The sequence below is a fragment of the Oleiphilus sp. HI0043 genome (assembly GCF_001634935.1).
Window position 1 is genome coordinate 1 of the sequence record NZ_LWEY01001141.1, and the last position, 1,654, is coordinate 1,654.

The 1,654-nt window shown below is 40.5% G+C and carries 2 protein-coding genes; both read right to left on the minus strand.

The features are described 5' to 3' along the window. Positions 1 to 361: 361 nt before the first annotated feature. Positions 362 to 955 (minus strand): hypothetical protein, encoded by a 594-nt coding sequence (locus tag A3729_RS12815; RefSeq protein ID WP_068511040.1) that lies wholly within the window; start codon positions 953 to 955, stop codon positions 362 to 364. A gap of 318 nt (positions 956 to 1,273) precedes the next feature. Next, a partial coding sequence (locus A3729_RS33065; protein ID WP_197475839.1) for a hypothetical protein occupies positions 1,274 to 1,654 on the minus strand: 381 nt, incomplete at its 5' end.

A 1,654-nucleotide genomic window follows, 5' to 3' on the forward strand; every position in this document is an offset into this window, starting at 1 on the left:
TATAAATCTTTCTTTACATACTTATTTAAAACATGACATCTAAATCACATAACAGCCATGACTAAGCAAAATCGGCGCACAGTATATACAATCTAAATATTAAAATCAGCGCTATAAAACCCAAAAAACCCCGACAGACTACGCGCTCAGGGTTCATTTTGAATAACAAATCGTTAAAGGCTAACACCTAACAATTACATAATTTGTTGTAAGATCCATATCCGCACAATAAAAAGCACACACAAAACGATATTCACCTAAGCAAGCCAATCCTATAACAAACAAAGCCGCCCTTCTGGGCGGCCTTATAAAGCTAGAGATAGAATAAGAAGCGAGCTTTTCCTCACTCCTTGCTATTCATTTAATTAGACTGAAAATAGATGGGCTTCAGAACCGTCTCCTTTGGTGCGCCGAGCTTAACTTCACCATCTACCACCTTATAAGGGTAAGACCACGATCTAGCCCAGCCCGCTATATGCTCTGCCACTACACGAATGTAGTCCATGGATGAGCCATCAGCATTCTTTCTTGTTTCAATATACATTAAGCCGACACCCCACTTTGCACGAGTTTTAGCAATACGCTTTAAATATTCAATGATTGAGGCTAGTTGAAAATCCTTTTTAACAAGATTTTGGTGCTCAATAGCTAACACGTTAAATTCACCCTGCGGGGAAAGTACCATCCCAAAAGGTAAAAACTCACCACGTTCAAGCAAGTTCTTTTCCATGCGCATCCAACCCTGCACCATCATATATTTAAGCTGCGCGATCGCTTGCTCCTCAGTAACCTTACCCCGCCTCACTTGGTTAAGGTCTACAGCGCTGTCCGCAATTGGCGCCTCGACAAGATCTTCTGCTTTTATTTTTCTTTTGCCTTCTTCAGCTGATACTAAGGTGCTCGACACTGAGAACAGTAAACCAAGCAGTATCAAACCAAATTTCAACATCTTCATATAGAGACTCCAATCATTATTATAACGGTGAGGTAAAACTATTGTGGATATAAATTATCTGGGCGAGAGAAGAATGTCTACAGTGAATCAGTAGAATTTGTGACTTTTGTTAGGCATTTTTTATAATGTGAACGAGGCAGTGAACGGAATTTCATAACAAACACTTTTAGCCACAAAAGCCTACCCCATATTTCCCTGCCAACAGAATTTACAGACAACAGAAACTAAAAAAACCACCTCACATTGTGAGGCGGTTTCTCGTTTTGCTTCTAACTTAACTAAACACTTTCGTATCCAGCTTCAGCTAAGATCAAGATCTTAGTGAGCAGAGATAGTCCAGTTAGTAGTGTTAGTCACATCAGTCAAGTAGATTTCACCGATAGAAGTACCAGTGTCACCGAAAGACAATGAACCGATATCTAGGTCAAACTTAGAAGTAGTGTTGATTGCGATACCGTCAACATAACCTTCTCTTGTGTTGCCACCCTGGATATCTTGAGCTGGGTTCAAAGCAACAGAACCTAGATCAAGAACTGCGTCTTTAACAGCGTAGATGTCACGCATTGAGTGAGCGAAACCGAATGCATTCAATCCGTCTAGACCAGAAGTGTCACCACGATGGTTGTGGATTTTCAGATCGTTGATCTGAACACCAGCGATATCGATGTAAACATCTAAATCAGTGATGTTGAAGTAGCT